Here is a 26,401-nt window from a genome sequence, read left to right on the forward strand (position 1 = left end):
GGTTCTTCGGTTTCACCGTCTTCGTCCATCTGGTTGCCAAAGGTAGCCTCCAGATCGATGACGTCGCGCAGCAGAATATCCTCAGAGAGAAGTTCGTCATGCCAGATGGTGATCGCCTGGAAAGTCAGCGGGCTTTCGCAAAGCCCGGCGATCATGGTGTTGCGGCCGGCCTCGATGCGCTTGGCAATGGCGATCTCGCCTTCGCGGCTGAGCAGCTCAACGGTGCCCATTTCGCGCAGATACATGCGCACCGGATCATCGGTGCGGTCCAGTTTTTCGGAGGCAGCGCCTGCAACGGCAACTTCGCGCGGGCTATCGGCGGAAACCAGTTCAGTCGAGCCCTTCTGCTCTTCCTCTTCGACTTCCTCATCTTCGATAATATTGATGCCCATCTCTGAAAGCATCGACATCACATCTTCGATCTGCTCCGAGCTGACCTGATCGGGCGGCAGCACCTGGTTGAGCTGATCATAGGTAATGTAGCCCTTCTCACGGGCTTCGGCGATCATCTTCTTGACCGCAGCCTGGCTCATGTCCAGCGAGATTTCAGCGTCCTGATCGTCAGGCTTACGGTCGTCGTTATCTTTGGCGGCCATTCATTGCTCCCTAAGAGGCTGGGCGATTCGGATGCCGAATCATTAGCGCGATCATGTGATTCGTCACCCGGTTTAGCGAATTTTCTTTGGCTCTTCCTTAGCAAAACGACACTTTGGCCGTACGAATCACTTTTGGGAGAAGCCGATCCTGTCCAAAAGGGCGCCAAAAGCGTCGAGTTCCTCACGATCGAGGCGCGCGCCATTCTCGCCCACATCAAAGTTGGCCTTATCCTCATTCTCACTGCGCACGGCACGGTTTCGGGCTTCGGCGGCCTGTTTCAACCTCCATGTCAAAGCCTCATCCGCCAAGCCTGTCAGGTCTTCTTCGGCCTCAGCCAGTTCTGCGTCCAACCCTCGCAGAGCTTCCAGCTTGGCAAATTCTTCGGCCAGGGTCTGACGGGCCGCATCCAAATCGCTGGGTCTGCGCAGGCAGGGGATGATTGCCACATGGCGAAGCGCCATCAGGTTTTCAAGGGTCTGAGCCCCAAGGTTTTCCAAGATCCGGGTTTTCAGATCCAGCGGCGTATCGATGCCAAAACGCAACACTTGGTCGCGCAGCCGCGCCAAATTCGTGTCGACACAGCGCATCCGTTCCAGATTGCTCTCGAATTCGCCAATCACATCCGGGGTCGCAATGGCCACGGCCAGAACCACCGCCTCGCGCACCCGTGCCAGTTCCGCGTCATCTGCCGCTGCCACCAAAGAGCTGCGGGTGCTGGCCAGCGGCGCCGGGGTGACAGACCGCCCTTTCCAGGATCTGCGCCCGCCATCGCCAAAGCCTCTTTTCTGCCCCGGTTTCCAGGAGCCGCCCGTATCGCCGGTCTGGAATTCGCGGTCCCGCCCTTCCGGACGGTTGCCGCGAAACAGCTCCCAGCGCAGGTCCTTGATGTCTTCGCCATAATGTTTGCGAATAGAAGGATCGCGGATCAGTTTGATCTTTTCGCGCAGCGCCTTATCGAGGGAGGCCTTGCGTTCTGGGCTGTCAAAGATCTTGCCTTCGGTTTCGCGCTGCCACAGCAGCTTAACCATCGGCATCGCCTGATCCAGCACCGCCTGCACTGCCTCGGGGCCTTTGCTTTTGATCAGATCATCCGGGTCCTGCCCGTCAGGCATGATGGCAAAACGCAGGGACTTTCCGGCCTGCAACAGCGGCAGAGCCAGATCGATCAACCGCATGGCGGCGCGCAGGCCAGCAGTGTCGCCATCCAGCGCAATAATCGGCTCGTCGGCCATCCGCCACATCAGCTGTAACTGGTTTTCCGTCACCGCCGTACCCAGCGGCGCAACAGAGGATTGAAAGCCTCCTTCCGAGAGGGCAATCACATCCATGTAGCCTTCGGCTACGATCAGCGGCGTGCCGCGACCCGCAGCAGCGCGGGCGGGCGCGTGATTGTACAGGCTACGCCCCTTGTCAAACAGCTCGGTCTCGGGCGAGTTCAGATATTTGGCATTGTCGTTGGGATCCATCGCCCTGCCGCCAAAGGCAATGGCGCGCCCGCGCGCATCCCGGATCGGGAACATGATCCGATTGCGGAAGGTATCATAGGATCGCCCGCCCTTGGTCGAGGGCTTGGCCAGACCGGCGGCCATAATCAGGTCTTCGGGGACATTCTTGCCGCGCAGATGATCCCAGAGGTTCTGCCAGCCATCGGGTGCAAAGCCAATCTCCCAGCGGTCCAGCGCCGGCGGCGTCAGACCACGGCCTTGCAGATAACTGCGGGCCTGGCTTGCGGTGTTGGTCTTGAGCTGCAGACGGAAAAACTGCACCGCCTGCTCCATGACCTCAATCAAAAGCGTGCGACGGTCCTGTTTCTGCTGGGCCTTCGGGTCCCGGGCGGGCATCTCCATGCCTGCCTCGCGGGCCAGGATCTCCACCGCCTCCATAAAGCCGACGTTTTCGGTCTCCTGGACAAACTTCAGCGCATCGCCCTTGGCCTGACAGCCAAAGCAATAGTAATAGCCCTTGCGGTCATCCACATGAAACGACGCGCTTTTCTCGTGATGGAAGGGGCAAGGTGCCCAGAGGTCACCCTTGCCGACATTTGATTTGCGCTGGTCCCACATGACTTTGCGGCCGACAACATCAGCGATACTGACCCGGCTGCGCAATTCATCCATGAATCCAGGCGTCAAAGACATATCAGTTAGAGTTCAGCTGGCGTTTCATTTCCTGAATCTGCTCCCAGTTCTCCAGGCATTGCTGTTCCAGAATGGGTCCGAGCTCAGCGGCTTTCAGATCCCGGCGCTTCATCGCGTAGATATGCGAGACCAGCTGTGGGATGGCTTTGGAATACTGTTCCGGCCATTCCGGTTCGCTGTCCAGAATGCTCTGCTCGGCATCAGCCTCTTTGACACGGTCCAGACGCGCCGCCTGAACTGCGGCCATGACCTGGCCCTGGTATTTGCAGCTGTCTTCTTTGTTTTCAGCGGCATAGGCAGGTGCAGCCAAAAGAATGGCGGCAAGGGTGATGCGGATCATGGATCGCTCCCGGAATCAGTTGATGATCCGGGGAGATTACCCCCGCGCCGCCTGGGCTTCCATCGCTGTTTTGAGATCATGGTGCAAAGTTCGCGCCATGGATCGGAAAACCATGATCTGAAAGCAATCTTCTTTCAACCGTGTGACTGAGGCCATCATGTGTTTCGCCTCGGTGCGCAGGGAAGCGCCAATACCAAAACGCGAGAGGCGCAGATCAACAGGGCACAGCCGCGCCAGAACCTCTTCGGCCCCCGTCCCTTCCAGTTCCAGCACCGCCCAACCGTCGCTCTGATCCGTCAACGCTGCATGTTGTGCAAGCTCGGGATCTGGTTCAGGTCCGATCAGCAGGGCCATGTCACGACCAAACCAGATGGCCCGCGCCGCCTTTTTCTTGGTCGATTTGGTCGATCCCTGTGGACGAGGATAGCCCAATCCGTGGGCTGCCTTCAGCGCCTTGCCCAGCGTCTTTTCCTGCCCCCGAAAAGGCGCAAGCGTGGTCAGGATCTGAGCGGTGCTTTCGCTCAAGGACAGTGCTCCGATTGTGAGTGGAGCCAGCCCGTCACAGGCGGTTTTAGCAAGCAATTCAGCCACGGGTTCGTTCTCCTTCCGGATCAAAAAACACCGGCTCTACCACCTCGCACAGCGTGTCGATGCCGCGCATATGGTCGACCAAGCGGATCTCATCTCCAATGCGTCCCCTGCCTTGTTTCAAAAAGCCCAGCGCAATCATATGTCCCATCAGCGGTGAAAATCCCGCCGAAGTGACATAGCCTTGGTCGTGCACCCGCTCCACAGGGTCCAAGGGGTCAAACAGATGCGCGCCTGCGCTCAATTCCTTGACCGCCCCGATGGGTTTCAAACCAACCATCTGCATGCGGTCCTCCGCCACCAGACCGGGACGATGGGCCATGGCTTTGCCAATGAAGTCCTTCTTTTTCGACAGCATGCCCTGCATGCCGAGATCATGCGCCGTCACTGTGCCATTGATCTCGGCATGAGTGATAAATCCTTTTTCGATCCGCAACACATTCAGAGCTTCCATGCCATAGGCGCCACCGCCCAGCCCTTCGGCACGGGCCAGCAGGCTGCGGAACAGGCTGTCGCCATAACGCGCTGGCAGGGCCAACTCATAGGCCTCTTCGCCAGAGAAGGAGATCCGGAACAACCGGCCTTTGCCCCCCATGACCGAGACTTCACCGCAGGCCATGAAAGGCCAGCTCTCGCTGTCGATCGCAATGTCCAGCAATCCATTGAGCAATTCCCGCGCCTTTGGCCCGGCAATGGCAAACTGTGCCCATTGCTCTGTCACCGAAGTAAAGCGCACATCCCATTCGGGGCGCAGCACCTGGGAAGTAAACTCCAGATGGGCCATGACCGCGCCCGCCGCCGCAGTGGTGGTGGTCATCACGTAGTGATTGTCCCCCAACCGTGCGCAGGTGCCATCATCCATGATAAACCCATCTTCGCGCAGCATCAGCCCATAGCGTACCCGCCCAAGCTTCAGCGTGCTGAAGCTATTGGTATAGACAAAATCCAACAGCTTGGCCGCATCCGGCCCCTGGATGTCGATCTTGCCCAATGTGGACACATCGCAGACCCCCACAGCCTGGCGCACCGACATGACTTCCCTGTCACAGGACTGTCGCCAATTACTCTCACCCGGTTTGGGGAAATAGGCGGCGCGGTACCACAGGCCGACCTCCAGCTGACTGGCACCGCGCTCTTCGGCAGTTTCATGCGAGGTCAGAAACCTCTGCGGCTTGAACCCTTGGTCCGCCGCCCCGGCGCCCATGGCCCCAATCGCCACCGGTACAAAAGGCGGCCGGAAGGTCGTGGTGCCGGTTTCCGGAATGGACCGTCCGGTGACATCCGCCAGCACTGCCAGCGCCGCCACATTAGAGTTTTTACCTTGATCCGTTGCCATGCCCTGGGTGGTGTAGCGCTTCATGTGCTCGACCGAACGGAAATTCTCTCCTGCGGCCTGTGTCACATCCTTGACGGTGACGTCGTTTTGAAAATCAAGCCAGGCGCGGCCTTTCCCCGGCACCGCCCAAAGCGGCGCAATCCGGTAGGGTGCCTCCTCCGCCACAGGCAGGCCCATCTCCACCGGCTGCAACCCAAGTTCCACGAGCGCGGCATTGGCCGCATTTGCGCCCTCTTCCAGAGCACCCTGGGTGGTGAAATTACCATTGCAAGCCCCGGCAGCGCGCATCCCCGGCACCGCGTCCACTTCGGGCACAAAACTCAGCAGGTCCCGCCGCCAGGTTGGGCGCGCGTTCAGGTGACAGGTCAGATGTACCGAGGGGTTCCATCCACCCGACATGGCCAGACAATCTGTCTGGATCCGCTCTTCGCCCCGCACCGAACGAACCGTGATGCTCTCCAACCGCTTGCCACCACTGGTGTCGCAGACCTGCGCCCCCTTCAGAACCGGATAGAGATCGCTGTCCGGCGCGTCGTGGCGACTGTCGATCACCATGGCCAGATGCACCCCGGTCTCGACCAGATCCCGCGCCGTACGATGGGCATCGTCATTATTTGCAAAAACCGTCACCCGCTCACCAGGGGAGACCCCCCACCGATTAAGATAGGCGCGCACCGCGCTGGCCATCATCACTCCCGGCCGGTCATTGTTGCGAAAGGCCACCGGGCGTTCAATAGCGCCGGCCGCCAAGACACAGCGCTTGGCGGCGATACGCCAGAAACACTCGCGCGGCAGGTGGCTGCCCTTCAGGGAATGCTGCCGTGGCGCATGATGCCCCACCCGTTCCAAAGCGCCATAGGTGCCCTGATCATAGGCGCCAGTCACGGCCGTTCGGCGCATCAACCGGACATTGTCCAAGGCCTCCAGCTCCGCCAGCGCCGCCTCTCGCCAGATCCTGGCCGGTTTCCCGTCAATCTCTTCCTGCTCTGCCAACAGGCGCCCCCCTAGACGACTGTCCTCCTCCAGAAGCAAAACATCCGCACCAGCCCGCCCGGCGGTCAGCGCCGCCATCAGCCCCGCAGGACCTGATCCCACCACTAGGAGATCACAAAACGCATAGGCCTTCTCGTAGCGATCCGTATCCGCCTCAGCCGAAAGCGCCCCCAGCCCCGCAGCCCGGCGGATCAGTGGCTCATAAAGCTTTTCCCAAAACACCGCCGGCCACATGAAAGTCTTGTAGTAAAAACCCGCACTCAGGAAAGGCGCCGCCAGATTGTTCACCGCCATCAGATCATGCTCAACCGAAGGCCAGCAATTCTGACTGCGCGCCTGCAATCCCTCAAACAACTCCTGAGTGGTGGCGCGCTGATTGGGATCCTGCACGGCCCCATGGCCCAGGGTCACCAGCGCATTGGGCTCTTCGCTGCCCGCAGTCAAAATGCCCCGTGGTCGATGGTATTTAAAGGACCGCCCCACCAGGTGAATATCATTGGCCAACAGTGCCGAGGCCAGCGTGTCTCCTTCCAGCCCCATAAGCTGCCGGCCGTTAAAGTTAAAATTGATCGGCTTACCGTCGGCAACACTGCCTTTGCCCGCAATCCTCATATTGCCTCTCCTAGTCCGGAGGTCGAGGCCAGCTCCACCTCCAGGATCTCATGAGTGACTGTATTGCGTGTCACAGAAAGCCAACTGCCGCAGCCCATCTCGTGATACCACAGCTCCGCCAATACCCCGGCAGGGTTTTGCCGCAGATTCACATGCGCATGCCATTCCTCAAGGCTGGCCTCCGCTTCCGGCCGCTCCAGAGCCGCCCCTTTGTAGTAAAACTCGCGGCGGTCACGCTCACCACAGATCGGACAGGCAATTCTCATGATGCTTCCCCCATCATCTTTCCAAAAATATTCCGGGGGTGAGGCCCCTGGGCCGAGGGGGCAGCGCCCCCTGTTGCGGCCAGATCAGAAAACTCAATGCAGATTATGCTGCGCACCGGTCCCCTCCTCATCCATCAGGCCATGACCGCTGCGAAACCGATCCAGTTTGAACTTGGTCGCCGCACCATGGGGACGATCGGTGGCGATCAGATGCGCATAGGCATTCCCAGACCCAGGGGTCGCTTTGAAGCCGCCATAGCACCAGCCGCAATTCAGATAGAGACCCTCGATGGGCGCATGATCAATAATGGGCGAGCCATCCGGGGTCATATCCATAATGCCGCCCCAGCTGCGCAATAGCCGTGCTTTGCTGATGGCCGGCACCATGGCGACACAGGTCTCCATAGTATGTTCCACCATCGGCAGATTGCCGCGTGCCGCGTAAGAACTGTAGAAATCCAGGTAGCTGCCAAAGACCAGCCCGCCCTTGTCCGACTGGCTGATGTAAAGATGCCCCTCGGCAAAGGTGATCACCTGATCAATCAACGGCTTCACCCCTTCCGAGACAAAGGCCTGCAGCACATGGCTCTCGATTGGCAGAGTTAACCCGGCCAGAGCCGCCACCTGACCAGAACGCCCGGCGGCAGCCAGGGCTACTTTCTTGGCCTTGATGGGGCCACGCGCAGTCTGCACCCCCGTGACCTTGCCGCCGTCGATATCAATACCGGTCACTTCACAGTTCTGGATCAGATCCACCCCGCGCATATCCGCCCCGCGGGCAAAGCCCCAGGCCACCGCGTCATGGCGCGCAGTCCCGGCCCGGCGCTGCATCAGCGCCCCTTGGATGGGGAAGCGGTTGTTGTCAAAGTTCAGATAGGGCGCCAATCTGCGCACCCCTTCGCGATCCAGCAGTTCCGCATCATCACCCTGATTGATAATCGAATTGCCCCGGCGCACCGCCGCATCGCGCTGACCGTCATTGTGAAACAGGTTCAGAATCCCGCGCTGCGACATCATCGCATTGTAATTCAGCTCCTGCTCCAGGCTCTCCCAGAGCCGCAGCGAATGCGAATAGAACTCGGAATTGCCCGGCAAATAGTAATTCGCCCGCACAATGGTGGTATTGCGGCCGACGTTGCCACCGCCAAGGTAGCCTTTTTCCAGCACCGCAATATTGGTAATCCCATGTTCGGCGGCGAGATAATAGGCCGTGGCCAACCCGTGACCGCCGCCGCCAATGATCACCACATCATAGTCGCGCTTGGGCTCCGGATCACGCCAATGCGGGCCCCAGCCCTTGTTGCCGGTCAGCCCTTCCTTGAGCACCCGCCACCCCGAAAACCGCATCCTGCCTCTCCCCTGCATTCCTCGACCCAAATAGGCTGATCGACGAAGATAAACCTGTGATATTGCTAACGGCTTTGCCACAAGCCGCCTAGCCCTCCGCTGCTATTTTTGAGCAACCGGCAAGCTCTTGCCTGCAGTTGGCCGCAGAGTGGGCAATAATGTCCAGTACCGGATGCGACATGGGTTGACGCAAAAATCGCTTGGGTCAAAAAAGATGCGGCGGGCCTTAGGCCCGCCGCAAATCTCTTTCCGGTTGTCGTTGCTCAAAAGGGGCGTGAGATCACAACCCCTTGGCACGGTAGCTGGCAGCCACCTTGCTGATCGAGACCAGATAGGCAGCGGTGCGCAGGTCGGTGACATCGTCTCGGCTGTGCCAGACTTCGCGCATCGATTGATAGGCAATCCGCATGGTGTCATCGAGACCCGAACGGACCAGCTCCAGCTCATCGGCACCGCGCAGATACTTCTCTTTGAAGTCTTCGTTCAGGCTCCAGGTTTTTCCCATGCTTTCCGACAGGCCTTCCAGCTCATCGACCACCAGCTGGTGACGCGCCTCTTCCTGGCGACGCTGCATCCGGCCAAAGCGGATATGGCTGAGGTTCTTGACCCACTCAAAGTAGGACACCGTCACACCGCCGGCATTGGCATACATATCCGGAATGATCACTGTGCCCTTGTTGCGCAGGATCTCATCGGCACCGGCGGTCACTGGGCCATTGGCGGCCTCGATGATCAGTGGTGCTTTGATACGGTCAGCATTGGTGAGGTTGATCACCCCTTCCAGGGCCGCCGGGATCAGAATGTCACATTCTTTTTCCAGCAGCTCAGCGCCGTCATCCAACAGGGTTGCATCGGGGTAGCCCGCGATGCCGCCATGTTTGACAATCCAGTTGTGCACCGCTTCAACATCGAGGCCTTCGGCGCGGTAGAGCGCGCCATCGCGTTCAATAATGCCGGTGATCAGCGAGCCATCTTCTTGACTGAGGAACTTGGCCGCGTGGTAGCCCACATTGCCGAGCCCCTGCACGATCACGCGCTTGCCTTTGAGTTTGCCTTCCATCTTGGCCTTGGCCACATCCTCGGGATGGCGGAAGAATTCACGCAGGGCATATTGCACGCCACGCCCGGTGGCTTCGACCCGACCCGCGATACCGCCAGCATTCAACGGCTTGCCAGTGACGCAGGCCTTGGCGTTGATGTCAGTGGTGTTCATGCGCTGATACTGATCGGCAATCCAAGCCATCTCACGCTCGCCGGTGCCCATGTCCGGGGCAGGCACGTTCTGACTGGGATTGATCAGGTCGCGTTTTGCCAGCTCATAGGCAAAACGACGGGTGATCAGCTCCAGCTCATGCTCTTCGTATTTGCGCGGATCAATGCAAAGCCCGCCTTTGGAGCCGCCAAACGGAGCTTCGACCAGGGAGCATTTGTAAGTCATCAGCGCTGCAAGCGCCTCAACCTCGTCCTGGTGCACATTGATGGCATAGCGGATACCGCCCTTGACCGGCTCCATATGTTCGGAATGCACCGAGCGATAGCCAGTAAAGGTCTGCATTTCGCCACGCAGACGCACGCCAAAACGCACCGTGTAGGTCGCATTGCAGACCCGGATTTTCTCTTCCAGCCCCGGCGGCAGATCCATCAGGGCAACCGCCCTGTTGAACATGAGGTCAACGCTCTCACGGAAGCTTGGTTCTTGGGGGCTGCTCATCGGCGGTTCTCCGTACTCTTTCAACGACTGATTCCTATCGTTACGGCAACTCTATGCACGGAAGTTTAAAGAGTGCGACCTTTTTGACCATTCCATTCCAAAAATTCATCAAAATCTAAATACTAAGCGATTCGGCTTCTTCAAAACCGGCAGCTTCCGCGAAAGGTCTTTCGGGCGGAAACAATCCATCCTCCGCCAGCGGATTGCCTATCTTATTAAGAAAATTGAAACTAAATGGACTTACCGCCGCCCCATTTCCGCCATCTTCCCAAACCAAATATGAACGAGACGAAAACCCGTTCCACTCCTATGTCCCGTGTTTGGGGGACCGAAGAGGCTGTTGTTTATGACCCCGCGCTTCAAGACCGCTACGGCTCTGCCTTCCTTTGTTCTGCAAAGGGGAGCGCAAAAGCTGCGCGCATTCCGCCGCGACGAAAGCGGCGTCATGGCCTATCCGACCATTGCCTTCTTCCTGGCCATGCTGGCCGTGGGCGGCATTGGCGTTGACCTTATGCGCCTGGAGCGCGATCGCACGGTGCTGCAATACACCCTGGACCGCGCGGTTCTGGCGGCGGCTGATCTGGACCAGACCCAAAGCCCCGCCGTTGTGGTACAGGACTATCTGAACAAGGCGGGTCTGGGAGAATACTACTCTGCGCCAATTGTGGAATCCGGGTTGGGCTACAAACGGGTTCAGGCCACGATCAACGCCACCTTTGACGCCCATCTGATCGAATTCTCTGGCGGTACCGACATGCCGATCTATGCGACTTCCAAGGCAGAAGAGAGCATTGATGAGCTGGAAATCTCGCTGGTTCTGGATGTCTCCGGCTCCATGAGTTCCAACAGCCGCCTCAGCAACCTCAAGGTCGCGGCCAGAGATTTTATCGATACCATGGTGGCTAATACCACAGACGGCAAAATGTCGATCTCGGTTGTACCCTATGCGACCCAGGTTTCATTGCCTGATGAATTAATAGGGCAATACAACACGGTAGGGACCAACGACTACTCGAACTGCATCAATTTCGAAAGTTCTCAGTTCAGCAGCGCAAACCTGTCCACGACGACAACCCTGGACCGAACCATGCATTTTACGCCATGGGGCTCCAGCAGCTACGACAAAAGAACATATAACCCATCCAGGCTGGTCAGCAGCCCTGTCTGCGATGAGCGCAGCTCACGGGAAATCTTGCCGCTGCAAAAAGATGCCGAAACCCTAAAGACCTTCATTCAAAACCTCTCGGCCGGGGGCAACACCTCGATCGATATCGGCATGAAATGGGGCACCGCCCTGCTGGACCCTTCAGCGCGCCCGGCAATTTCGGCTATCTCCACCGGTACCGGCGCCATTGTACCCGGTGATTTCACCGCCCGGCCTGCGGAATACTCGGACGCTGACACCATCAAGATCATTGTGTTGATGACCGATGGCCAAAACACATCCCAATACTACGTTACTGACCCCCATCGCGAGGGCAACTCCGGCGTCTGGTATAACTCTTACTATCAGTCCTATTCGACCTATGATTCCAGATATGGCGGGCGCTATTACTTTCACTACAACAACAGCTGGTATGATCACCCATATGGTAATGGCAGCGGCGAGGCCGGCACCGCAGTTCACCTGAGCTATGCCGAGCTGTTCGCGCGCACCTCGTTGAAGTACCTTTACAAGCGTGTCTTTGACGAATGGATGAACTACTACGACGCCCGCGATGAATGGTATTATGACGTCTGGGATTCCTATGGCAACTCGACCAAAAACGCCCGTACCCGCAGCGTCTGCGAAGCCGCCAAGGATCAAGGCATCGTTGTCTACACCATCGGCTTTGAAGCGCCCAGTGACGGGGTTGCGGTTCTGCGTGACTGCGCCAGCACCGATGCGCATTACTTTGACGTCGACGGGCTAGAGATCAAGGACGCCTTTGCCTCGATCGCCACCTCGATCCGCCAGCTGAGGTTGACCCAATGATCCTCTCCTCTGCCCATAAGATGCTCCGGCGTTTTCGCAAGGACACGGACGCCACCGTGACCGTCGAATTTGCCATCCTGATGCCTCTGTTCTTTATGTTCCTGATCTCCACGGTGGAGCTGGGTTTTGTGATCCTGCGGCAATCCCAGTTGGAGCGCGCGCTGGACATCGCCGTCAGGGATATTCGCCTGACCACCGGCGCCGCTCCGCAGCACGATGTCGTTCGCGACCAGATCTGTGACATTTCAGGTTTCATTGATAACTGCGCCACTTCGCTGCGACTGGAGATGGTACAGCTGGATCCTTTTGCCTGGGTCGGGGTCAATGAACAGCCCGACTGCATCAGCAAGCCCGAGGAAATTCTGCCTGTCCGGGGATTTTCGGACAGTGGTGAATCAAACGATCTGATGCTGATCCGCGCCTGCATGCGTTTCAAACCCATTTTCTCTGACTGGGGTCTGGGCGAGGACCTTGCAAAAGCCGACCCCGAGGGGCTGGTCAGCCTGGTGGCCGTGTCCGCCTTTGTTCAGGAACCGAGGTAAATCATGTTTTCATCCCTGATCAGACGCCTGCGCGCCTTTGCCCGAAAAACCGAGGGCACAGTCACGGTCGAATTTGCCATCTACGCCCCCCTTTTGCTCTGGCTGTTTGCAGCAATTTACACCTTCTTTGACGCCTTCCGTCAGGAGACCGTCAATCTAAAGGCCGCCTATACCATCTCGGATTTGATTTCCCGGGAAACTGCTACGCTGAACGAGACCTATATCGACAGCATGTATGAGATGAGCAAACTGCTGATCCGCTCAGATTCGCAGATCACCCTGCGGATTTCAGTGGTGCGCTGGGACGAAGACAACAATCGCTACTATGTGGACTGGTCGCGGGTGCGTGGCAGCTCTCTGGTGGCTTGGACGGATGCCAATATCTCCGAAGTTGAGACCCAACTGCCCACCATGCCGGACGAGGAACGCGTCATCCTGGTTGAGACCCGCAACGAGATGACCCCGGCCTTCCGCGTTGGCCTGCCGGAATTGGACATCAACAACTTTGTCTTCACCCGTCCGCGTTTTGCGCCGCAGGTGCTTTTTGAAGGTGAATCCAGCGCTGGCAGCGGCCATGATGACGGCACCGATGACACTGATTAAATGAGACAGCGTAGCGGTTAGGATTTCAGGCTGCGCTGCGCGATCATCGCCGCCAGTATCTCTGACATTGTCTTGCTTTGCGATCCTGGCGTCACTCCGCCAATGCCAATCCGACGACCCGCACGCCACCACAGGCCCGGCAGCCAAACCCGTGCCCTTGGTGTGCTGGTGCGGATCAAAAACCCATTTGAGGGCTTAAAGGCAAAAAAGCCGCGATCGATGGCTTCGATATCCGCGACCATCGCGATAACCGTGCCATCCGTGCAGCGCAGCTCTTCTTCGGTCAGCTCGATCCGGTGGCTGGTGGCCTGCCACATACGCACCGAAAGCCACAGCGCCCCAACCCCAATGACCAGCACAAACAACAACCAGAACATCGACGGCGGCTTGGAGACTGCGACATAGAGCAGGGCCACACCAATGGTGCCCAACATGGCCACCCCCATGATGCGCCGCAGCCCCGAGGCCTCTACTGTCACCAGAACTTCATCTGTCATTCGTCGCTCTCCTGCCATCACCCAGAGCGCGCTTGGCCCCAGTCTTGCGCTGGGACATAGCCTGATTTGTTCAAAACGAACAGCCCCGCTCTCTGGCATGTCCATTCTCATCGTTTCAGGGCGGCACAGCTTGGCCAAAGAATTCCACCGCACCTATTGTCTGCGCCCTGTGACCTCACTACCGTCCTGACATGAGCTGGCCCAAAAACACCCACCCCCGCCAAGACACCGATGCCGCAGCCGGGATTGAGGTCTCCGAGAATTTTGAACGCTTCACCCAGCGCAACGACATCTTCACCCGCGCCTTTTGGGACCCAAAGGTGAAGTCAAAACACAGCGCCAAATTCTTTGCCTCTTACCGGATGGAGGCCGCACCGCGACGGGGCGATGGGTTTACACAACGCGATTTTGCCCTGCGCAACGCCGCCTGGCTGGTCTCAGATGTGATCTCTAATCGGCGCGGTGAGGACGGCATCCGAGAAGGATTTCAAGCCGCCATCCAAAGCGACACTCCGGTAGCCCCTGATCCGGTGGAGATCGACGACCCCTGCCGCATGAGCACAGAGGTAAAGCGTATCTCACGTTTCTTTGGCGCCGACCTCTGTGGCATCACCGATCTGGATGAACGCTGGCTTTACAGCTCTCGCGTCGATACCCGCGACTTTTCTGAGGCACCGCATGATCTACCCGGAGGATTGAACACTGTCATTGTTCTGGGTCACGAAATGGAGGCAGATCTGGTTGCCACCTACCCTTCTGCCCTGGCGGGTGCGGCCACGGGGCGTGAATACAGCCACGAAGCCGCCGTGGTGATGCAGCTGGCGGCCTATATCCGCAATCTCGGCTATGAGGCGGTGCCCTCGATGAACGACACCGGGCTGGTGATCCCCTATGCGGTCAAGGCCGGGCTCGGCGAATATGCCCGCAATCAGATGGTGATCACCCCCGAATTTGGTCCGCGGCTGCGGTTCTCCAAGATCTTCACCAACCTGCCGCTCACCCATGATGCGCCCAAACCCCAAGGCGTGCGGGCCTTCTGCGACATCTGCACCAAATGCGCCGATGCCTGCCCTGTCAAAGCGCTGCCCTTTGGCGCACCAGAAGAAGGCGGCGAAAACATCTCGGCAATCAAAGGCGTGAAGAAATGGACCTCGGACGCTGAAAAGTGCTTTTCCTTTTGGGCAAAAATGGCCTCGGACTGCGCCATCTGCATGCGGGTTTGCCCCTTCAATCGCGATTTCGCTAAACTTCACAATCGGCTCTGGCTGCGGCTGGCGCTGTCGCGGTTCCGCAGGCTGGCGCTGCGTCTGGCCCGCAACCATGGCACTCGCGTCAAACCGGGCAGCTGGTGGGCACAGGACCAAAATGGCAGCCAACGATCAAAAAAGGATGTGCAGTGATGCACAGAGATGGTGATTTCCTGGGTGTTTCGTGAGTTCCAATAGGAACCTATCTCTGAACCACCCACCCGCACAGGAGATCCGCCATGTCGCTCAGCCCCTCTTCCCCGCGCCCCATCCTGGAAACGCGCGCCGCCCGCCCAACACTCGAAGGCGCTGGCGTCAAACTGCACCGTGCCTTTGGCTTCCAGGACCCCAGCGAGCTGGATCCCTTTTTGCTGTTTGACGATTTTCGCAATGAAAACCCCGAAGACTACCTGCAGGGCTTTCCCTGGCATCCGCATCGCGGCATCGAGACCATCACCTATGTACTCTCCGGCGAGGTTGAACACAGCGATTCCCTGGGCAATACCGGCAGCCTGGGCGCGGGTGATGTGCAATGGATGACCGCAGGCTCCGGGATTTTGCATCAGGAAATGCCACGCGGCAACGCCTCCGGTCAGATGCACGGCTTCCAACTCTGGGGCAATCTGCCTGCGGATCAAAAGATGTGCGCCCCGCGCTATCAGGATGTTGCGGCACAGGAAATTCCTGAGATCACCGATGATGACGGCACCCGGGTGCGGGTGATCACCGGTGAATTCTGGGGCAAACGCGGCCCTGTGGACGGCATCGCCGCCGACCCGCAGTATCTCGATATCTCGGTGCCCGCCGGAGTGACCAAAACCTTCCGCATCGATACCTACCGCCGTGCTTTTGCCTATGTCTTTGAAGGCGCTGGCGCCTTTGTCGATGCCTCCGCTCCTCAGGGCATCCTGTTGGAAATGGAAGTCGCTGGCCAGGAGGTGAATATTCGTGACCTCTCCGGAGACCGTACCTTGGTGCGGTTTGGCACTGGCGATGAGGTCACCGTGCAGGCCGGCCCCCAGGGGCTTCGGTTTCTTCTGGTCTCAGGTGCGCCCATTGACGAACCCGTCGCCTGGCACGGGCCTATCGTGATGAACACAAAGGCTGAACTGCAACAGGCTTTCAAAGACCTGCGCAACGGAACCTTCATCGCCCCCGGCCATTGAACCGCAGACTGGCGCCTGGTCCCCGCGAGTCAAGGAGGCCGCAGGCCCCGCCTGCACAGGCGGCCTGTCCTTGACGCGCGAAACTACTTAAACTGGAAAATGGCTCGGATGGGCAGATCTGCCCGTCAGAGCCTTCTCAGCCCATTCCCACCTGGCTCTCGATCCGTCTCAAGGTCAGATAATCCCATCACCTCTCCCCCAGCAGAATAGACTCGCGCGGTAGCGCTCCTTTTGACCACCTAAAACAGGCGCTCAGGTGGTGACAGATTTGCGCACCATGTCCCAGTAAACGCTTTCCACCTCATCCAAGGACAAACGGCCACCGCTGCGATACCAGGTCATTACCCCGTTCAGCATGGCAATCACCGCCAGGGTGGCGATCTTGGTATCGGGAACAGTGAACTGGCCCGCAGCAACCCCCTGTTTCAGCACCGCTTCCAGCGCATCCTCATAGGCGCGGCGCAGGGTCTCGATGGCGGCAAAGTTCTCTTCGCTCAGGTTGCGCAGCTCCATATAGGCGATAAAAACCGCATCGGGGCGCTGCATGTGAAACCCGATGTGAAAGCGCACAAAGCTCTCCAGCCGCGCCAGCGCGTCAGCCGGTTTCTCCTGCCCCTCCCAGGCCGCCAGAAGCTCGCGCATATGGCCCTCCATCAGGGAATGCAGCAGGCTCTGTTTATCAGGGGTATAGTTATACAGGGCACCGGCCTGCACCCCAACCTCCTTGGCGATCTGGCGCATTGAAACCGCCGCATAGCCATGCTGCGCAAACAGGCTCAGCGCCGCGCTGCGAATGCGCGGGCCGGTGATATCGGAATGAGAACCCTGGGTACGTGCCATGAAAGGACGCTAACTGAACATTCGTTCAGAAAAAAGACCCCAAGGCAGCTTTGCGCAGGCTGAACCCGGTGAAAGCTCAAAAACACCGCAGATCCGAAAAATCGCGCGACTGCCTTGCAGCCGACTTGCAACCGGGGCTGCAACCGGACTGCCCTCCGAACCTCTGGCTTGAACCCATGGGCTTGATTGTGCATCAAGGGGACAGTCAAAGGATTGTCACTATGCCCCGCGCCCTGCCCCTGATGTTTCTCTGCGCCAGCCTTGCCTTTACCGGCCTGTCGGGCTGCAGTAATGAGCCAGAACTGGACGATGTGCTGACGCCAGATCTGCGCGATGCGGACTACCCCACGCTCAAGCCGATCGAGGACATGGTCCCGCTGCTTCCTGCTCCCCAAGAGCAAAGTCTAGAGCTGAAAGAAAACCTCGAGGCACGCAGCAACAGTCTGGAGCGCCGCGCCGAAGCCCTGCGCCGGGCAACAAACTAGCGCCGCCCATCAGGCGAGCATCTCTTCCCCCCCACCACCACAATGAGCCGTGATTTCACCTCCCACTTGGGCAGCGCCGTTGCACCCATTCTCCGAACCCGCTAAGGCGGAGCAGAACATATGGAACAAAAAGGATCTCCGGCTATGACAAAACCGCTTCGTCTTGGGATTGCAGGTTTGGGTACGGTTGGCGTTGGCGTGGTGAAAATCATCCGTCGTCAGGCTGACATGCTGGAGTTGCGCACCGGCCGCCCTGTGGTGATCACCGCAGTCTCCGCCCGCGACGCGGAAAAAGACCGCGGTGTTGCTCTCACAGGCTACGCCTGGGAAAGCGATCCGGTGGCCCTGGCCAAACGCGATGATGTGGATGTCTTTGTTGAACTGATGGGCGGCCATAACGGCCCCGCCAAAGAGGCCACCGAAGCCGCCCTGGCCTCTGGCAAGGATGTGGTGACTGCCAATAAGGCGCTCTTGGCCATCCACGGTCAGACCCTGGCCGAACAGGCCGAGGCCGCCGGGCAAGTGATCCGTTTTGAAGCCGCCGTTGCTGGCGGCATCCCGGTGGTAAAATCCCTCACCGAAGGTCTGGCTGGCAATCAGGTCAGCCGCATCATGGGGGTGATGAACGGAACCTGTAACTATATTCTGACCCGGATGGAGGCCACCGGCGACGGCTACAACACCCTGTTTGAGGAATGTGGACGCCTTGGTTACCTCGAGGCGGATCCCAATCTCGACGTCGGCGGCATTGACGCCGGGCACAAGCTGGCCTTGCTGTCATCCATCGCCTTTGGCAGCAAGCCCGCCTTTGACGATGTGGTTTTGCAAGGCATCCAGCGTATTGCCATTGATGACATCCGCCATGCTGCCGATATGGGCTACCGGATCAAATTGCTGGGGGTCGCACAGCGCACCGCCCGTGGCCTGGAACAGCGCATGACGCCCTGTCTGGTGCCGGCGAATTCGCCACTGGGTCAGCTGGAAGGCGGCACCAATATGGTGGTGATCGAAGGCGACGCGGTTGAACAGGTGGTGCTGCGCGGACCTGGCGCTGGTGAAGGCCCCACTGCCAGCGCCGTGCTCGGCGATATCTGCGATCTGGCACGGGGGCTGCGCATTGCCACCTTTGGCCAGCCGGCCACCACATTGCAGGATATCCCCGCAGCCCAGACCGGCCTGCCCGCGCCCTATTATCTGCGCCTCGCTCTGCAGGACAAACCCGGCGCGCTTGCCAAAGTGGCCTCTGCGCTTGGGGATGCGGGGATTTCCATCGACCGGATGCGCCAATATGGCCATTCCGAGCCCACCGCTCCGGTGCTGATCGTGACCCATAAATGCACCTCTGCGACGCTTGAGGTTGCCCTTGATGCCCTGGCCCAGGCCAGCGTTGTCGATGGGGAACCCGTGGCCCTGCGGATCGAAGAGCTATAACGGCCAAAATCACCCAAAACCGGCGCGAGGCACGCGAATCTGCTCCTTTCAGGGCACAACGCGCGCCTTCCTGCCGAAGCTACCGCTATCATCCCTTGCCCGCCGCCCCTGCAAAAGGCTATGCGACAGGCAGCCCGCCCGGATTGTAACAGGATATTGAGTATGACCGCGACACCCACCGATGCCCCCTTCCACGACCGTATGCTGTCTCTGGGCCTCGCCCGAGTGGCCGAACAGGCCGCCCTGGCCTCTGCCTCGCTGATTGGCCGTGGTGACGAAAAAGCCGCAGACCAGGCTGCTGTCAATGCCATGCGAGAACAGCTGAACCTGCTCGACATCAAAGGTGTCGTGGTGATTGGCGAAGGCGAACGCGACGAAGCGCCGATGCTGTATATCGGCGAAGAAGTTGGCACCGGAAATGGCCCCGGCGTTGACATCGCGCTGGACCCGCTGGAAGGCACCACCCTGACCGCCAAGGATATGCCCAATGCGCTGACCGTCATCGCCATGGGGCCACGCGGCTCGATGCTGCACGCACCAGACACCTATATGGACAAACTGGCCATTGGCCCCGGCTACCCCGAAGGCGTTGTCTCGCTGGATATGTCGCCCCGGCAGCGCGTCGAGGCTCTGGCTGCATCAAAGGGCTGCAAACCCTCTGACATCACTGTCTGCATTCTGGAACGCCCCCGCCATGAGGCCATGATTGCCGAGGTCCGCGAGACCGGCGCGGCGATCCGCCTGATCACTGATGGCGATGTGGCTGGGGTCATGCACTGCGCCGAATCCGCAATCACCGGCATCGATATGTATATGGGCCAGGGTGGCGCCCCCGAGGGGGTTCTGGCAGCGGCGGCGCTGAAATGTATGGGCGGTCAGATCTTTGGTCGTCTGTTGTTCCGCAACGATGATGAAAAGGGCCGCGCAGCCAAGGCAGGTATTACCGATCTGGACCGGATCTATACCCGCGACGAGATGGTGACACAGGATGTGATCTTTGCCGCCACCGGCGTCACCGGCGGCTCGCTCTTGCCCGAGATCAAGCGCCAGCCCGGCTGGGTGGAAACCACCACACTTCTGATGCGCTCAAAGACCGGCTCGGTTCGCCGTATGTCTTACCGCACCCCAGTGGATGCAGTCGAAGGCTGATCACTACTGCCAGGAGGTAAAAGCGGCTTGCGCCGCGGCCTCCGGCGGGGATATTTTGGGCCAAATGAAGGGCTGGATCCATTCGGGTCTGGCCTTTTTTCATAGATGAGGACGGGCAATGAGCTTTCTTGGGGTTGAAGCATCACTGACCGGGCGCCGCTGGCTGGGGCTTGGCATTGATCTGGAGCGTGCAGCTGAACATATGGTGCAGCAGACTGGCCTGCCCGCACCGCTGTGTCAGGTACTGGCCCGGCGCGGCGTGCCTGCCCATGAAGCAACGGGCTTTCTCACTCCGCAGCTGAAAGACCTGCTGCCGGATCCCCGCAGCCTGAAAGACATGGAGGCAGCCGCCGCGCGTTTCTTGCAAGCGGTCGAGACACGGGAGCGTATTGCCGTCTTTGCCGATTATGACGTCGACGGGGGCAGCTCTGCCGCCTTGCTGATTGTCTGGTTGCGCGCCATGGGGCTACAGGCGACGCTCTATATCCCGGACCGGATCGACGAGGGCTATGGCCCCAATGATGACGCCATGGCGGGGCTGGCACGCGGACATGATCTGATTGTCTGCGTCGATTGCGGCACCCTTTCGCATGGGCCGATTGCAGCAGCTAGGGGCGCAGATGTCATTGTGCTGGATCACCACCTTGGTGGTGAGACCCTGCCCGACTGCGTGGCGGTGGTTAACCCCAACCGCCAGGATGAGGACGGCGAGCTGGGCTATTTCTGTGCTGCCGGTGTGGTGTTTTTGATGCTGGTGGAGGTCCGCCGTCAGGCCCGCGAAAAAGGCCTGGGCACCGGGCCGGATCTGCTCAGCCTGCTGGATCTGGTGGCGCTTGCAACCGTGGCGGATGTGGCCCCGTTGATTGGCGCCAACCGCGCACTGGTGCGCCAAGGGCTGAAAGTGCTTGGGGCGCGTCAACGCCCCGGCCTGGTAGCGCTGGCGGATGTCTCGCGCATGGATGCCGCGCCCTCAACCTATCATTTGGGGTTTTTGCTGGGACCGCGGGTCAATGCTGGCGGTCGTATTGGCAAGGCCGACCTTGGCGCGCGGCTGTTGTCGACTGAGAGCCCGCATGAAGCCGCAGCTCTGGCGGAGCGGTTGGATCAGCTCAACACTGAGCGGCGTGACATTGAAAACGCAGTGCGGGCGGCGGCGATGGAACAGGCCGAAGTGCGCGGTTTTGATGCGCCGCTGGTCTGGGCTGCGGGCGAAGGCTGGCATCCCGGCGTGGTTGGCATCGTGGCCTCCCGCCTGAAAGAAGCCGCCGGACGTCCTGCGGTGGTTATTGGTCTGCAGGACGGGACCGGCAAAGGTTCTGGCCGCTCGGTCAGCGGCATTGATCTGGGCGCTGCGATCCAGCGCTGCGCCGCCGAAGAGCTGCTGATCAAAGGCGGCGGTCACAAGATGGCCGCCGGGCTGACCCTGGCAGAAGACAAGCTGGAAGCTGCCATGGAGCGGCTGAGTACGCTTTTGGCCAAACAGGGCGCAGACAGCCTGGGCCCCTCGGATCTGAAGCTGGATGGCATGCTGATGCCGGGAGCCGCCTCAATTGATCTGATCGAACAGATCGAACAGGCCGGCCCTTTTGGGGCTGGAGCCCCGGCGCCGCGCTATGGGTTTCCGGATCTGGCGGTTCGCTTTGCCAAACGCATTGGCGAGACCCATCTGAAGCTTTCCCTGACTGATGGTATGGGCGGCACGCTTGACGCTATTTGTTTTGGCGCCTTTGACACCGCACTGGGACCCAGGTTGCTGGAGCATGGCGGGGCGCGATTCCATTTTGCAGGGCGCTTGGAAATCAACACCTGGGGGGGACGGCAAAGCCCGCAACTGCGCCTGGAGGATGCCGCAGAAAGCAGCTGACCCGCCCGAAGCCCATGATTTTAAGGCCCTAGCTGGTACAGGTAAAAAAACTTCCCTTGGGTGTCTTTTTTATCTTGCGGCTTTGGCGCAGAGAAACTAAACACCGCTCCACAGCAAGTGGCCCGTTCGTCTATCGGTTAGGACGTCAGGTTTTCAACCTGAAAAGAGGGGTTCGACTCCCCTACGGGCTGCCACTTTACTCTCCCAAGAAATTGAAAAAACTCTTCTTGGGTTTTCGCCTCGGGGTGGTCCGGAGATGGTGAAGTTACATTTAGTTCAACGGCTTAACCGGGTCTACAAAAGTAGGCAATTTACAGAAATTGCCTCTTGCGCAGCGCCCGATGACTAAGTATGACAGCGACACGAAACAGTGGCCCGTTCGTCTATCGGTTAGGACGTCAGGTTTTCAACCTGAAAAGAGGGGTTCGACTCCCCTACGGGCTGCCACTTCTCCCGCTGCATCTTTGAACTCCTGCCTTCATACGCCCTGGGACCCTCTGTCGGCCGGAGTGAATGCTGTTGTAAAAGGCTGGGATGATTGGAGGCACGGAGCTTCCCAGTCACGCCTAGTTTTCCGCCTTAGTTCTAAGCAGAACTTGGGGGAGCAGAGAGGCCTAAGAGGCGGCGTCAGGAGCCGCTTGGGCATCATCCTTTTGCATGCCATCTTCGTAAAACAGGTGACGAGAGCGTCCCCGTCTTTTGGCTTCATAAAGAGCCAAATCAGCCTGATGCAGCATTGTCACCGCAGTGACCGCGCCCGAGTTCCAAACAGAAAGTGTGGTACCCGCGCTGGCAGAAACCTTACAAAGCTGACCGCCATAGGGGACTGGCTCTTCCAAGCGACTGATCAATCGCTTCGACAGAGCCTCCAAGACTTTGGGCTCATTGACGCCCTCGAAAATGATAACAAATTCGTCGCCCCCCACGCGGGCAACGGTATCCGTCTGACGGGTGCATTCGACCATAACCTTTGCAACATTTTGCAAAACCGAATCGCCGGCCGCATGACCAAGGGTGTCATTGACCTCTTTGAAGAAGTCCAGGTCCACATGCATCAGCGCAAAATCAGTGCCGGATCCTATCAAGCGATCAAGGATGTGATCCATCGCACGGCGGTTCTTGAGGCCTGTCAATGTATCGGTAAAGGCCTGCTCTTCGGCAGCAATTTTGGCCCCCTGAAGGCGCGTGTTCAACTGCCTGGAGGCCTCCATGGCGGCTGATTTCGCTTCAACCAGATAGAGCATTTCGATGGTCAGGTCTGTTGGTGAAAAATCGGCGCTGGTCAGGTCATAGTCGCGCACGGCTTCGAGCACGGAAATCCCAAAAGATAGGTTGATCAAAGCACCGCCAGTTGGCAGCGGCACAAGCACACCCTTCAGACCTGTTTGAGGGGCATCCCGAAACTGCAAATGTAGTTTGGCTCCGGCGGTCTTGAGCAGATCATCCATTGAGCGGACCCAGCGCGGGCGCGCCAGATCAAACACCCGAAAGAACCGCCTTCCTTCCCATTCAAGATCAGGACGCAGTTTCCGCAGAGTTGGGCCGACCGTGTGCAGACGCCCTTTCGAATCAACGATGACATTCATGGGGCAGACGCGATTGACGATCGCGATCAACTCTTCCTCGTTCATCATAGGCTATGTGCCCCCAAGTCAAAGGTCCGCCCTTCGGCAAAGTCGGTCTCGACCAGGGTGACAGAGATCACCTCGGCCCCCTCTTGCACACCGCGGTAATCAAGAATGACAAGATCGCCATAGTCATCTGCCATGGCGCGCAGAACCCCCATCAATACATAAGAGAAACCAGGCAGGCCTGGCTGACACAGCAAATCAAATTGGCCGGGAGAGTTTTCCACCAGCTCCAGCGCCGGCAAATGCAAATCGGCCACGGCAAGCCGCGCCCGGTCGGGAAGATCGTCCAGAGAATGCAGGAATTCAACGTAGTTGACACCACCAAAGCGCAACAGCCGACGCAGGGCTTCGACCTGAGGGTTTGACACCATAAAGGTGCCAGTGTCTTCCAGAATTTCTGGCAGCGGCCTCTCGAGCACCTTTTCCATGGCAGAGAGCATCTTTTGAGACTGCTCATCCGTGTAGATCAGCATCGCCTCAAACTCAGAAAATCCAAGGTCCGCAGTATTCATGACATCATTCCACCGCTCTTCCCCGTAGGTACTGGCGACGAAGGCCTGAATTGCTCTGTTGATCAGACCATGCATCAATTGGCCCCTTGTTTCTCTATGCTCACAATTGGCGCCGGATCGTTAAGATCCACCCAACATCTAAAGTTTGACGGACTTATTGATCCATCTTTTTTAATATCTCTGTCTCAAAACTGGACCTCTTTCCAAGAAGGGGAGCGAATTGCGCCCCAGCACCGTTTAAATTGTACGCACTCCACTTTCGCTCAAAACGTGGCTCCTTTCATGCCACGTCAATCCGCAGCTGTCGATGCCCTAAGGGTGCGTCCAATATACACCTTAAGTCCGGCCCAGGAAGAATATGACACCACCGATGCCCAAAATGTGACAAGAGTTTCTCCACCCGAAACACCGGAGCTCTGCCCTAGGTGGGTCTTGGCCTGAGCCTCAGGTTTGTTTCCAAGGTTTGAGGGCGCGGAAGCCGTCGGCCTCAAGCCGCCCCCCCGCAGAGGAAAAAAACCGCGCCCGAGTTTCCGCAAAACTGCCCCCAGCCTGCCAAAAATTGAAAAAAAACAGCCCCCCTTGTTAAGCGCTTAAACCAGATGCAGGCAGAAGTACCCTGCTGGACAGACGACCTTTGTCCACCCCGCTGACCTTAACGTAAAGATAGATGCGCGCGCGTCACAACACAATTTAAAAGGGATCCTTTTTGAAGGTTTAACTCCTTCAGAAATCAGTCGGTGCGCCACCTTCGGCTTTGCGCCGTGCGACGAAGTCTTTCAATTCATCGTGAATCGCAGCCTCCAGCGGCGGGGCTTCAACATCAGCTAGGATCTTCTTGAAAACCTTATTGGCCCGCTCTGGTGTCCAGACTGCGCCAGCGGCTTCCCAGGCTTCATAGTTACGCCAATCGCTCAGGAAAGGCTGGTAGAAGGCCGTGGTGTAGCGGTCCTGGGTGTGCTGAATGCCAAAGAAATGCCCATCATTTCCGACCTCGCGCACAGCATCCAGGGCGATCTCATCCGGGCCGGTGGCGCAAATGTCTGGCTGCATATAGCGCTGAATTTGCTGCAGAATTTCACAATCCATAATGAATTTTTCCGGGCTGGCGATCAGCCCCCCCTCGAGCCAACCAGCCGCGTGATAGACCATATTGGTTCCCGATTGCACCGCAGCCCATAGCGAGTTGGATGTCTCCCACATCGCTTGCCCATCCGGCACATTGGCCGCACAGACCCCCGAAGAGCGCATTGGCAAGCCATAGTGGCGGGCCATCTGCCCAGTCATCTGGGTGGCGCGCATGTATTCCGGTGTGCCAAAGGCAGGCGCGCCGGATTTCATATCCACATTGGAGGTAAAAGTGCCAATGGCGCAGGGCGCGCCGGGGCGCACATATTGAAACAGTGCAATGGCACAAAGCGCCTCTGCCAGGCTCTGCGCCACGGCGCCAGCCATGGTCACCGGTGCCATAGCACCCGCCAGCGTAAAGGGAGAGACAACCACCGCCTGCCCCCGGCGGATCAGCCGCAGGCACCCATCAATCATCGGATGGTCATGTTTCAGCGGCGAGGTGGAGTTGATATTGGTATACATCCGCGGCGTCGCCTGGAAATCTTCCTCTGTCAGCCCACCAGCGATGCGCACCATCTCCATTACATCTTCGACCCGTTCCTTGCCCAATGAGTAGGCATGCATTGCCTTATCTGTCAGGGTCAGTTTGTCATAGAGTACATCGAGATGGCGTACAGAAGCATGAATATCGACGGGTTCCACCGGGTAGCCGCCAGCAAAATGGATGCAGTTGAAATACTGCGTGAGTTTCAGCAGGTTGCGGCATTGTTCACGGTTTCCCGCGACTTTCTTTCCCAGATCCATATCCCAGTAATTGGGCGGCGAGGAGACATTGCCAAACAGGATATTGGTGCCGCCAATCGGAATGGTCCTCTCTGGATTGCGCGGGGTGATGGTGAACTGACTGGGCGCCTTGCCCAGCATCTCCATCACAAACTCCCGATCCATCCGCACCAGATCGCCCTCCACCCGGCAGCCAGCCTGTTTCAGGATCTCAAGCGCTTCGGGGTTGAGAAAGACCACACCGATCTCCTCAAGGATGCGCATAGCGCCTTCATGGATGGCTGCGACCCCCTCCTCTCCCAAAGGCTCAATTGGACGGTCGATATTCTGTGGGATCGACCAGGGCATCTGCTGCAGAGCCGCCTTGCCACGCCGCGCCGCAGCGCCAGCGCGCCCGCCCCCTCGTCTGCCTGTCTGCCGTGCCATGGTCACCTCCCTGGACATTCGCGATGCCTGGGCATGGCCCAGCTCTTCCCTTCAGCAGGCCCAATCCTCGCGGGTTGAACCTGTCCGTTCACGACAGATCTTGTCGTTTTCAACCCAAAGCCAGGCGCCAGGCCATATTTCTGTACAGATGTGCCCAGTCCCCACACAAAAACAAACGACCGGGCACAAATCCCAGCCGTTTAGGTCTTGTCAAAAAGATACAAATAGAACCGGCTTAGCTATCCAGCCAATCC

Annotated in this window: 22 protein-coding genes and 2 tRNA genes; 11 read left to right on the top strand and 13 right to left on the bottom strand. The window is 58.7% G+C overall.

What is annotated here, in order from left to right:
• The 8 genes from ABJP42_RS07045 to ABJP42_RS07080 form a co-directional block, all read right to left on the bottom strand.
• A partial coding sequence (locus ABJP42_RS07045; RefSeq protein ID WP_348339622.1) for an RNA polymerase sigma factor region1.1 domain-containing protein occupies positions 1-596 on the bottom strand: 596 nt, incomplete at its 3' end.
• A gap of 126 nt (positions 597-722) precedes the next feature.
• Entirely contained in the window at positions 723-2,735 is a 2,013-nt protein-coding gene (gene dnaG, locus ABJP42_RS07050) for a DNA primase (protein ID WP_348339623.1), read from the bottom strand.
• A 1-nt stretch (position 2,736) separates the two neighbouring features.
• Positions 2,737-3,075, bottom strand: coding sequence for a hypothetical protein (locus ABJP42_RS07055; RefSeq protein ID WP_348339624.1), 339 nt, complete (start codon positions 3,073-3,075; stop codon positions 2,737-2,739).
• Positions 3,076-3,111: 36 nt separating this feature from the next.
• Complete coding sequence (locus ABJP42_RS07060) at positions 3,112-3,666, bottom strand: sarcosine oxidase subunit gamma (protein WP_348339625.1); 555 nt, start codon at positions 3,664-3,666, stop codon at positions 3,112-3,114.
• Positions 3,659-6,604, bottom strand: a complete 2,946-nt coding sequence (locus tag ABJP42_RS07065; protein WP_348339626.1) for a sarcosine oxidase subunit alpha family protein — start codon at positions 6,602-6,604, stop codon at positions 3,659-3,661. Before ABJP42_RS07065 ends, ABJP42_RS07060 begins: the two co-directional genes overlap by 8 nt.
• Positions 6,601-6,870 carry a sarcosine oxidase subunit delta gene (locus tag ABJP42_RS07070; protein ID WP_348339627.1) on the bottom strand — a complete coding sequence of 90 codons (270 nt, stop codon included), beginning with the start codon at positions 6,868-6,870 and terminating at the stop codon, positions 6,601-6,603. The genes ABJP42_RS07065 and ABJP42_RS07070 overlap by 4 nt, the downstream gene beginning before the upstream one ends.
• Before the next feature lie 93 nt (positions 6,871-6,963).
• The gene (locus ABJP42_RS07075) at positions 6,964-8,217 is read right to left on the bottom strand and encodes a sarcosine oxidase subunit beta family protein (RefSeq protein WP_348339628.1); all 1,254 of its coding nucleotides are present in this window, start codon (positions 8,215-8,217) and stop codon (positions 6,964-6,966) included.
• Positions 8,218-8,497: 280 nt separating this feature from the next.
• A complete protein-coding gene (locus ABJP42_RS07080; RefSeq protein ID WP_348339629.1) occupies positions 8,498-9,928 on the bottom strand; it encodes a Glu/Leu/Phe/Val family dehydrogenase in 1,431 nt (476 codons plus the stop codon).
• Positions 9,929-10,274: 346 nt separating this feature from the next.
• Between ABJP42_RS07080 and ABJP42_RS07085 the strand changes: the two genes are divergently transcribed.
• Genes ABJP42_RS07085 through ABJP42_RS07095 form a run of 3 tightly spaced genes read left to right on the top strand, consistent with a single transcriptional unit; the run spans position 10,275 to position 13,048 of the window.
• Positions 10,275-11,903: a pilus assembly protein TadG-related protein gene (locus tag ABJP42_RS07085; RefSeq protein ID WP_348339630.1), complete on the top strand. Its 1,629-nt coding sequence runs from the start codon at positions 10,275-10,277 to the stop codon at positions 11,901-11,903.
• A 20-nt stretch (positions 11,904-11,923) separates the two neighbouring features.
• The gene (locus ABJP42_RS07090; RefSeq protein ID WP_490363194.1) at positions 11,924-12,445 is read left to right on the top strand and encodes a TadE/TadG family type IV pilus assembly protein; all 522 of its coding nucleotides are present in this window, start codon (positions 11,924-11,926) and stop codon (positions 12,443-12,445) included.
• Positions 12,446-12,448: 3 nt separating this feature from the next.
• Positions 12,449-13,048: a TadE/TadG family type IV pilus assembly protein gene (locus ABJP42_RS07095; protein ID WP_348339632.1), complete on the top strand. Its 600-nt coding sequence runs from the start codon at positions 12,449-12,451 to the stop codon at positions 13,046-13,048.
• A gap of 17 nt (positions 13,049-13,065) precedes the next feature.
• On the opposite strand, the gene ABJP42_RS07100 is transcribed toward ABJP42_RS07095, so the two are convergent.
• Positions 13,066-13,545 (bottom strand): hypothetical protein, encoded by a 480-nt coding sequence (locus ABJP42_RS07100; RefSeq protein ID WP_348339634.1) that lies wholly within the window; start codon positions 13,543-13,545, stop codon positions 13,066-13,068.
• Positions 13,546-13,736: 191 nt separating this feature from the next.
• Here ABJP42_RS07100 and ABJP42_RS07105 point away from each other — a divergent pair, with 191 nt between their 5' ends.
• Positions 13,737-14,945 (top strand): 4Fe-4S double cluster binding domain-containing protein, encoded by a 1,209-nt coding sequence (locus tag ABJP42_RS07105; RefSeq protein WP_348339635.1) that lies wholly within the window; start codon positions 13,737-13,739, stop codon positions 14,943-14,945.
• An 86-nt stretch (positions 14,946-15,031) separates the two neighbouring features.
• Entirely contained in the window at positions 15,032-15,958 is a 927-nt protein-coding gene (locus tag ABJP42_RS07110; RefSeq protein WP_348339636.1) for a pirin family protein, read from the top strand.
• A 252-nt stretch (positions 15,959-16,210) separates the two neighbouring features.
• Here ABJP42_RS07110 and ABJP42_RS07115 read toward each other — a convergent pair whose 3' ends face one another.
• Positions 16,211-16,798, bottom strand: a complete 588-nt coding sequence (locus ABJP42_RS07115; RefSeq protein WP_348339637.1) for a TetR/AcrR family transcriptional regulator — start codon at positions 16,796-16,798, stop codon at positions 16,211-16,213.
• A gap of 221 nt (positions 16,799-17,019) precedes the next feature.
• On the opposite strand from ABJP42_RS07115, the gene ABJP42_RS07120 reads away from it, so the two are divergent.
• From ABJP42_RS07120 to ABJP42_RS07145, 6 genes are all read left to right on the top strand, one after another.
• The gene (locus ABJP42_RS07120; protein ID WP_348339638.1) at positions 17,020-17,283 is read left to right on the top strand and encodes a hypothetical protein; all 264 of its coding nucleotides are present in this window, start codon (positions 17,020-17,022) and stop codon (positions 17,281-17,283) included.
• Positions 17,284-17,427: 144 nt separating this feature from the next.
• Positions 17,428-18,714, top strand: a complete 1,287-nt coding sequence (locus tag ABJP42_RS07125; protein ID WP_348339639.1) for a homoserine dehydrogenase — start codon at positions 17,428-17,430, stop codon at positions 18,712-18,714.
• 162 nt (positions 18,715-18,876) lie between these two features.
• Entirely contained in the window at positions 18,877-19,863 is a 987-nt protein-coding gene (gene glpX, locus ABJP42_RS07130) for a class II fructose-bisphosphatase (RefSeq protein ID WP_348339640.1), read from the top strand.
• A 118-nt stretch (positions 19,864-19,981) separates the two neighbouring features.
• Positions 19,982-21,727 carry a single-stranded-DNA-specific exonuclease RecJ gene (gene recJ / locus ABJP42_RS07135; RefSeq protein ID WP_348339641.1) on the top strand — a complete coding sequence of 582 codons (1,746 nt, stop codon included), beginning with the start codon at positions 19,982-19,984 and terminating at the stop codon, positions 21,725-21,727.
• Between the two features lie 119 nt (positions 21,728-21,846).
• Positions 21,847-21,921, top strand: a tRNA-Glu gene (locus tag ABJP42_RS07140).
• Positions 21,922-22,099: 178 nt separating this feature from the next.
• A tRNA-Glu gene (locus ABJP42_RS07145) sits at positions 22,100-22,174 on the top strand.
• 167 nt (positions 22,175-22,341) lie between these two features.
• Here ABJP42_RS07145 and ABJP42_RS07150 read toward each other — a convergent pair.
• The 3 genes from ABJP42_RS07150 to ABJP42_RS07160 all read right to left on the bottom strand — a co-directional run bounded on the left by ABJP42_RS07150 (position 22,342) and on the right by ABJP42_RS07160 (position 26,147).
• Positions 22,342-23,361 (bottom strand): diguanylate cyclase domain-containing protein, encoded by a 1,020-nt coding sequence (locus tag ABJP42_RS07150; RefSeq protein ID WP_348339642.1) that lies wholly within the window; start codon positions 23,359-23,361, stop codon positions 22,342-22,344.
• Positions 23,358-23,945: a heme NO-binding domain-containing protein gene (locus tag ABJP42_RS07155; protein WP_348339643.1), complete on the bottom strand. Its 588-nt coding sequence runs from the start codon at positions 23,943-23,945 to the stop codon at positions 23,358-23,360. Before ABJP42_RS07155 ends, ABJP42_RS07150 begins: the two co-directional genes overlap by 4 nt.
• A 648-nt stretch (positions 23,946-24,593) precedes the next feature.
• Positions 24,594-26,147 carry a trimethylamine methyltransferase family protein gene (locus ABJP42_RS07160; RefSeq protein ID WP_490363195.1) on the bottom strand — a complete coding sequence of 518 codons (1,554 nt, stop codon included), beginning with the start codon at positions 26,145-26,147 and terminating at the stop codon, positions 24,594-24,596.
• Between the last annotated feature and the right edge of the window lie 254 nt (positions 26,148-26,401).

This window comes from Pseudophaeobacter sp. (genome assembly GCF_039971195.1).
Classification (GTDB): Bacteria; Pseudomonadota; Alphaproteobacteria; order Rhodobacterales; family Rhodobacteraceae; genus Pseudophaeobacter.